8 protein-coding genes are annotated in these 7,491 nt (G+C 71.3%); 5 read left to right on the plus strand and 3 right to left on the minus strand.

The window, feature by feature from the left end:
• The first annotated feature begins 315 nt into the window (after window positions 1-315).
• Window positions 316-882 (plus strand): Chromate resistance protein ChrB, encoded by a 567-nt coding sequence (locus tag Q0D57_RS18615; RefSeq protein ID WP_291046865.1) that lies wholly within the window; start codon window positions 316-318, stop codon window positions 880-882.
• 65 nt (window positions 883-947) lie between these two features.
• On the opposite strand, the gene Q0D57_RS18620 is transcribed toward Q0D57_RS18615, so the two are convergent.
• A complete protein-coding gene (locus Q0D57_RS18620) occupies window positions 948-1,850 on the minus strand; it encodes a helix-turn-helix transcriptional regulator (protein ID WP_291046866.1) in 903 nt (300 codons plus the stop codon).
• Between the two features lie 139 nt (window positions 1,851-1,989).
• On the opposite strand from Q0D57_RS18620, the gene Q0D57_RS18625 reads away from it, so the two are divergent.
• From Q0D57_RS18625 to Q0D57_RS18635, 3 genes are read left to right on the plus strand one after another with little or no spacing between them, the layout of a single operon-like run.
• Window positions 1,990-2,601, plus strand: a complete 612-nt coding sequence (locus Q0D57_RS18625; RefSeq protein WP_291046867.1) for a cyclophilin-like fold protein — start codon at window positions 1,990-1,992, stop codon at window positions 2,599-2,601.
• Window positions 2,598-3,809 carry an MFS transporter gene (locus Q0D57_RS18630; protein ID WP_291046869.1) on the plus strand — a complete coding sequence of 404 codons (1,212 nt, stop codon included), beginning with the start codon at window positions 2,598-2,600 and terminating at the stop codon, window positions 3,807-3,809. The genes Q0D57_RS18625 and Q0D57_RS18630 overlap by 4 nt, the downstream gene beginning before the upstream one ends.
• Complete coding sequence (locus Q0D57_RS18635; protein WP_291046871.1) at window positions 3,806-4,150, plus strand: hypothetical protein; 345 nt, start codon at window positions 3,806-3,808, stop codon at window positions 4,148-4,150. Before Q0D57_RS18630 ends, Q0D57_RS18635 begins: the two co-directional genes overlap by 4 nt.
• A gap of 42 nt (window positions 4,151-4,192) precedes the next feature.
• Here the strand turns inward: Q0D57_RS18635 and Q0D57_RS18640 are convergent, their stop codons facing one another.
• Both Q0D57_RS18640 and Q0D57_RS18645 read right to left on the minus strand, forming a co-directional pair.
• Window positions 4,193-4,936, minus strand: coding sequence for a maleylpyruvate isomerase N-terminal domain-containing protein (locus tag Q0D57_RS18640; protein WP_291046872.1), 744 nt, complete (start codon window positions 4,934-4,936; stop codon window positions 4,193-4,195).
• The gene (locus Q0D57_RS18645; protein WP_291046873.1) at window positions 4,936-5,691 is read right to left on the minus strand and encodes an IclR family transcriptional regulator; all 756 of its coding nucleotides are present in this window, start codon (window positions 5,689-5,691) and stop codon (window positions 4,936-4,938) included. The genes Q0D57_RS18640 and Q0D57_RS18645 overlap by 1 nt, the downstream gene beginning before the upstream one ends.
• A 107-nt stretch (window positions 5,692-5,798) precedes the next feature.
• On the opposite strand from Q0D57_RS18645, the gene Q0D57_RS18650 reads away from it, so the two are divergent.
• Window positions 5,799-7,337: a pyruvate carboxylase subunit B gene (locus Q0D57_RS18650; RefSeq protein ID WP_291046875.1), complete on the plus strand. Its 1,539-nt coding sequence runs from the start codon at window positions 5,799-5,801 to the stop codon at window positions 7,335-7,337.
• Window positions 7,338-7,491: the final 154 nt, after the last annotated feature.

Here is a 7,491-nt window from a genome sequence, read left to right on the forward strand (position 1 = left end):
GGGCGGTGGCGGCGCGGCAGGAGGCGGGTGCGGCGCTCGCCGTGCTCGCGGCTGGTGCCGCACTCGAGGCGCTCGCCGCCGGTGCCGCGATCAGCAGCCCCGCGACCACGGCCCCTCCGGCCACCCCCGCCATCACCCGTCGCATCGGAAGCAGGCGCACAGACATCATCGTTCCCCCCAGTGGATGTGAGGAGACTCTAGCGAGGGCGCAGAACCTCCGTCTCGCCCGTCCCCGCCGTTCCGCGCATCGGGCCCTGAAGACACGAAGAAGTCCGTGCCTCCCGGCGAAATGTAATCGATGCTACATTTCTTGACGTGACCACTGAATCGACATCCTGGACCATGTTCCTCCCGCAGCTCCCGAAGGAGCCGTCGAAGCATCGGGTGGCGGTGTGGCGGGAGCTGCGCCGCGTCGGGGCCGTGCCCGTGGCATCCGGAGCCTGGATCGTGCCGGCTCTGCCCGCCTTCACGGAGGCGCTCGATCGCGCCGGCGAACTCGTGCAGAACGCCGGCGGCACCTTCGCGGTGCTCGACGTCGCGCCGCGGGCGGCCTCGTCGGAGCAGTTCCTGCGCGACGTCTTCGTGCGCACCCGGCTCGACGAATGGGCTGAGTTCGAGGCCGACTGCTGCAAGTTCGAAGCCGAGATCGCCCGCGAGATCGCGAAGAAGAAGTTCACCTTCGGGGAGCTCGAGGAGGAGGAGCAGAGCCTCGACCGGCTCCGCCGCTGGTACCGCGACCTCAAGAAGCGCGACGCCTTCGAGCTGCCGGAGGCCGAGGCGGCCGATGCCCGGCTGCAGAACTGCGTGACCGTGCTCGACGACTTCGCCGAGCAGGTCTACGCCGCGATGCGGAGCGCCGCGCCCGCCATCGACCTCGAGTGAGCGATGACACGACACGGGAGAGCAGCGACGGTGACGACCTGGCCGACCGTTCCCGCTGACCCGCCTCAGTCGACCGGAAGAGGTGGGCGCGCGGCCGGGTCGCGCGCGATGTCGGCGATGCGCTCGGTCGCGGCCCAGGTGGCGAGCAGGCGCAGGCCCTCCTCGGAGGGGCTGCCGGGCGCCGCGGTGTAGACGGTGAGCGTGTGGCCGGGGTCGTCCTCGAGCTCCATCACGTGATAGGTCAGCTCGAGCAGGCCCACCACCGGATGCCGGAACTGCTTCGCGCCCGAGTAGTGCCGGCGCACGTCGTGGGCTCCCCAGCGCGTGCGGAACTCCTCGCTCCGCACCGAGAGCTCGCCGATGAGGTCGCTCAGCTCCTTGTCGAAGGGGGTGCGGCCGGCATCGCGGCGGAGGATCTGCACGTTCACGTTCGCCGCGCGTTCCCAGTCGGGGTAGAAGTCGCGGGCGCGTGGGTCGAGGAAGATGAACCGGGAGTGGTTGGCGGGCCGCGCGCTCGAGCGGAACATCTCGGAGTAGAGCGCGAACGCCAGGTCGTTGGCGGCGACGAGATCCATGCGGTTGTTGCCCACGAAGGCCGCAGCGCCGGTGATGGAGTCGAGCAGGTGCTGGGTCGCCGGCCGGAGCGATGGCGGCTGGGCTCTGGGGGTGCGCGCCCGCGTTCCGGCGTTCGCCGTGCGGGCGAGGTCGTGCAGGTGATCCCGCTCGGCACGGTCGAGCGAGAGAGCGCGTGACACGGCCTCGAGCACGCTTTCCGAGACGCCCGTGAGGTTGCCGCGCTCGATGCGGGTGTAGTAGTCCACGCTGAGGCCGGCGAGCCGGGAGACCTCGTCTCGGCGAAGCCCCGGAACCCGTCGCCGGCCACTCGTGGGCTCGACCCCGGCCTGCTCGGGGCTGAGCCGTGCCCGCCGCGAGATCAGGAACTCGCGGACCTCGGTGCGATTGTCCATGCCTCCACGGTAGAGCCGGGAGCGCCGGAAAGGGAGGTTCTGCTGTGACCCATCTGGACGGCCCCCTCGCTAGGCGCGCGCACGACGCGTTCACTGGATCCGTGCCCGGTTCGCGGGCACCCCACCCGAGGAGCACGAGATGAGCGAGACCGCATCCGGCCGCGCGCTGACCCGAGCGGCCGCCGTGCTGCTGACAGCCTCCCTGCTGGGGGTCGCCGGATGCGCGGCCGACCCGGCACCGACGGCTCCGGCCCCGACGACGCGACCCACGGCATCCGCGAGCCCGGCGGCCCCGGCGGCCCCGGCCACCCCCTCGACCCCGGTGGCCGCGCCGACCGCCGCCCCCGCGCCCGAGACCCAGGAGCCCCCCGTGACCACCGACATCACCATCCGGATCACCGTGAACGGCACGACCGTGGACGGCGTGCTGCAGAGCAGCGCAGCATCCGCGTCGCTCCTGGCGCAGCTGCCGCTCGAGCTCTCGTTCGAGGACTTCGGCGGCCAGGAGAAGATCGCCCGCCTCCCCGAGCCGCTCGTGCTCGACGGCCTGCCGACCGGCGGCGGCGCCGAGCCGGGCACCATCGGCTACTACGCTCCCGACCAGGCGCTCGTGCTCTACTACGAGGCGGTCGGCCACTACGAGGGGATCATCCCCCTCGGGCACTTCGACGAGGTCGAGGCCGTGCGCGAAGCCCCCGCGTTCGTGGGAGCAGTGACCGCCGGAGCACCCCTGGTCGGCGGTGCCGAATGAGCACCCGCACCGCGAGCATCCCCCTGCCGGGCGCCATCCGTGAGCACCGCCTGCCCGTGGTGGCCCTGGGCGCGCTCGCCCTCATCGGCTTCGTCCTCATCGCCCTCGAGACCATGCCCGCGGGCCTCCTGCCCGACATCGCCTCGGGCATGGGGACGAGCGAGAACACGGTCGGACTGTTCATCAGCGCCTACGCCCTCGGCACGGTGGTGGTGACCGTGCCCGCCATCTCGCTCACCAGGGGGTTCCGGCGGAAGCCTCTGCTGCTGGTCGGCGTGGCGGGACTCGTGCTCGCGAACACCGTCACCGCGGTGTCGCCCGACGTCACCCTGTCGCTCGCCTCCCGGTTCGTCGCCGGATCGTTCTCGGGCGTCATCTGGGGGATGCTCGCGAACTACGCCATCCGCATCAGCCCGCCCGCGCGCTCCGGGCTGGCGCTGTCGATCATGTCGACGGGCGCACCCCTCGGCTTCGCCATCGGCACCCCGCTCGGCGCTCTCCTCGGCGGCCTCACCGACTGGCGCTGGTCGTTCGCCGGGTTGAGCCTCCTCGCGCTCCTCGTGGGTCTCGTCATCCTGGCCTGCGTGCCCGACGCCCCGGGGCTGCCCCCGACCGGCCGCCTTCCGCTGGGGCGTGTGCTCGGCCTCCGCGGGGTGCCGATCGTGCTCGTGGTGATCGTGGTCTGGATGCTCGCCCACAGCATCATCTACACCTTCATCGCCCCCTACATGCGGACGACGGGCACGGGGATCACCCCGGACCTGATGCTCCTCGTCTACGGCGTCGCCTCGCTCGGCGGGGTGGCTCTGGTCGGAGTGCTGCTCGACCGGCACCCGCGGGCGCTGCTGCACCTCTCGGCGGCGACCTTCACTGCCGCGGGGGTGGTGCTGCTCGTGGGGCATGCGTCGGCAGCGGCGATCCTCGCCGCGGCCGTGCTGTGGGGCGTGAGCTTCGGGGGCGCGTCTCCTCAGCTGCAGCATGCGCTCACCCGGGTGGGCGGCGACGACGCCGACATCGCCAACTCGTTCCTGCCGGTGGCCTTCAACCTCGCCATCTTCGGCGCCGGGATCCTGGGCGGCCTGCTGCTGACGGCCGGAGGCGGCCTCAACCTGCCCGCCGCCATGGCCGCGCTCGGGGCGGGTGCGCTCGGGCTCACCCTGCAGGGGCGCCGCTCGGCGTTCACCCCTGTCGGCATCGATCGGCCGTGAGCGTCATCGAGGCGGCCGGGTCCGCCGATGCGGCGCTCGCTGCGCGGGCCGCACGTCATGTGGGCGATGCCATCGCGCGGTCCCACGAGGGGTCGCTCCGCGAGGCGGGTGCCGGGTCGCCCCAGGGGCAGTGGATCAGGGCGCGGCTGAGTCACGAGCTCGAGGCCGCTCGGGCCGGCCTCCGCCGCGTGCTGGACGACGACCTCGCCCTGGACGACGCCGCGGTGCTCGCCGAGGCCCTTCAGCTCTGCCGGATCTGGCGAGGGCTGGACATCGAGTTCGCGGTGAGCGAGAGCACGGTGGTGCGCGAGCTCGCCGCCCGCCACGGCATCTCGCCGTGAGCACGGGCACCACGGTGGCTCGGTGATGCTGGAGTCGGGCGGCTACGGCGTGATGGGGGAGGCGACGACGCGGGCGGCGGCGCGGGGGTCGCCCGACACTGTGAGGCCCGGTGCCTCCAGGGCGACGCGCTTCCAGAGTGCGAGCAGCACAGTCGGGGCCGCGCCCGTCAGCACCGCCGAGGGGGTGCCCACGGTGCCGAGCCGCACGGGCTCCCTGCCCGGCGTGCGGATCTCGAGCGACTCCGTGAGCGACTCGACCCGCTTGAGGCGCACCTGCCGGGGGTAGAACATCCGCGCGATCTCGTCGATGCCGTCGGCCGCCGTGTCGTCGTCGAGCGCCTCGGCCGTCGACTTGTCGCGCGGCACGCCCTGCGACTCGAGCGCGTCCCAGAGGTGCAGCGACGTCTCGTGGTGCTGGCGGCGCACCCAGAAGGCGGCCGTCGCGGGAGGCGCCATCGTCCAGGCCTCCGCGTTCCAGTCGTCGGCGGCGTCGATCGCGCGGAGGGCACCCAGGAGGGCGTCGGCTCCCGCGTCGAAGAACGCGAGCACCTCGTCCCGGCCGCGAGCGCCGGTGTGCTCCGGTCTGAACTCGCGGTGCTCGACGAGTCCGGCATGCGCGAAGCCGTAGACCGACCCGACGTGGATGCCGAGGTCGGCGAGCGACCACCCGGGACAGCCGGCCACCGGTGCGGCCAGCTCACCGTGGGCGAGCACCTCGCGCAAGCGGGCGATGCCGAGCTCGAGGCCCTCGAGATGTCGACGTGGGTCCACGACCGGGCGGGGCATCACTCGTCTCCGAGCTGAGCCGACGGGTGGCTGAGCGAGGCGCAGTCCAGTAGCTCCGCCTCGTACTCCTCCTCGTGCACCCGGAACCGCTCCGCAGGGGCGGTGAGCGACAGCGCCGCCCGCACCCGGCCGTCGAGCCAGACCGGGGCGCTGATCGACCGCACGCCGAGGCGCAGCTCCTCGCGGTCGTGGGCCACACCCGTCGTGCGGATGCGGTCGAGCTCCGCGTCGAGCTCGGCGCGGCTCGTGACCGTGTTCGGGGTGAGGGGCGTGTACTCGTAGCCCGAGAGGGCCCAGTCGCGGAGGTCGGCATCGGCGTGCGCGAGCATCACCCTCGCGCCCACCCGGGCGTGGATGTCGTCGGAGTAGCCGACCTCGAGCCCGGCCACCCGCACCGCGTGCTCGCCCTCCACCACCGCGATCACCCGGATGCGGTCACCCCGCCAGGCGGTCAGGTAGCACGACTCGCCCGTCCGGCGGGCGAGGTCGCCGAGGGCGGCCCGCAGCTCGGCGGGGGGCCGCAGCTGCCGGGCGACGCCCTCGCCGATGCGCTCGCAGCCGCTGCCGAGGCCGTAGCGGCGGGCCGAGTCCTTCCGCAGCAGTCCCTCCTGCACGAGCGTGCTCAGAAGGTGGTGCGCCGTGGGCATCGAGAGCTCGAACCGGGCGGCGATCTCGGTCGCCTGCACCCCTGGGCTGTCGGCCACGAACAGCAGGATGCGGGCGGCCCGCTCCACGGACTGGATCGTCGTCACCATGAAAGAAGCTCCTTGACACTCGGGCCCGTTGTTCTATCATCTCGGCAGATGGTCGAAGTGGCTTTCATTATATGCAAACAGCCACATCAACGAAGGAGTTGATCACGATGACAGGCGAACGCGAATCGATCACCACGGTCATGGCGAACGGGGGGCGACCCCCCGGCAGCCGCCGCGAGATCAAGATCATCGACACCACGCTGCGCGACGCGCACCAGAGCCTCTGGGCCACGCGGATGCGCACCGAGCACATCGTGCAGATGGCCCCCGACTTCGACAAGGTCGGCTTCGAGCAGGTCGACCTCGTCGCCCCCATCCAGTTCGACGTGGCCGTGCGCTACCTCAAGGAGGATCCGTGGGAGCGGGTGCGGCTCGCCCACCAGCACGCCCCGAACTCCACCTTCCGGGCCCTCATCCGCTCGAAGAACATCGCGGCCTTCGACTTCCTCGCCGACGACGTGATCGAGGCCTGGGTGGAGAGCCTCTACAAGAACGGTTTCCGCATCATCGGCTCGTTCGACGGGCTCAACGACGTCGACAACATCGCTCCCGGCCTCATCCGCGCCAAGGAGCTCGGTGCCTCGACCTTCGGCGCCGTCTCGTTCTGCGAGAGCCCCGTGCACACCGACGAGCTCTTCGTGGCGAAGGCCATCGAGCTCATCGAGAAGGCCGACGTCGACGCCATCATGCTGAAGGACGCGGGCGGCCTGCTGACCCCCGACCGCATCCGCACCCTCGTGCCCGCCTTGAAGGCCGTCATCGGCGACCGGCCGCTCGAGATCCACAGCCACTGCCTCACCGGGCTCGCCCCGCTGGTGTACCTCGAGGCCGTCGAGCTCGGTGCCGATGCCCTGCACACCTCGATCGCCCCGATGGCGAACGGCGCGGCCCAGCCCTCCACGCAGGACATCGTGAGCGATCTGCGCGCGCTCGGCTACGTCGTCAACGTCGACGACGAGCGGATCGAGACCATCAGCCGCCAGCTCATCGACATCGCCGAGGCGGAGGGCAAGCCCGTGGGCCACCCGGTCGCCTACAACGGCCTGCACTTCATGCACCAGCTGCCCGGCGGCATGCTCTCGAACTTCCACTCGCAGCTCGCCACGGCCGGGCTCTCTCACCGCTTCACCGAGCTCCTCTACGAGGTCGCCCGGGTGCGCGAGGAGCTCGCCTTCCCGATCATGATCACGCCCTTCGCCCAGTTCGTGGGCACCCAGGCCGTGATGAACGTCATCTCGGGCGAGCGCTACAAGCTCGTGCCCAACGAGATCAAGAAGTACGCCCTCGGCTACTACGGCGAACTGCTCGGGCCGATCGACCCGGAGGTGCTCGAGAAGATCATCGCGAACGGATCCTCCACGATCGAGCTCGTGCCGGCCCCGATCGAGCCGATGCTGCCGGATCTCCGGCGCCGCTTCCCCGACGAGGGTATCGACCTGCTGCTGCTCCGCGCGATGTTCGCCGGCACCCAGGTCGACGAGATGATCCGCACGGTCAAGGCCGGCGGCAACCCCGACGAGGTCTACGGTCCCATCCTCGGCCTCGTCAAATCGCTCTACGAGAAGAGCTCGGCCGGCCGGCAGTCGCTGACCGTCGGCGACCTGCACATCAGCATCACAAAAGGAGACAGTGAACATGCCGCTTGACCAGCCCGACATCAAAGAACTCCGAGCCCTCGTCGACTGGTTCAACCTCACCGACGACGTGCGCGAACTCTCGATCAAGTTCGGCGACGTCGAGCTGTTCGTGTCGCGCGATCCGCAGGCCCCGGCCGCTGCGGCGGCGCCGGCGGCTCCGGTG

Source organism: Herbiconiux sp. (genome assembly GCF_023264895.1).
In the GTDB taxonomy this organism is placed as follows: Bacteria; Actinomycetota; Actinomycetes; order Actinomycetales; family Microbacteriaceae; genus Herbiconiux.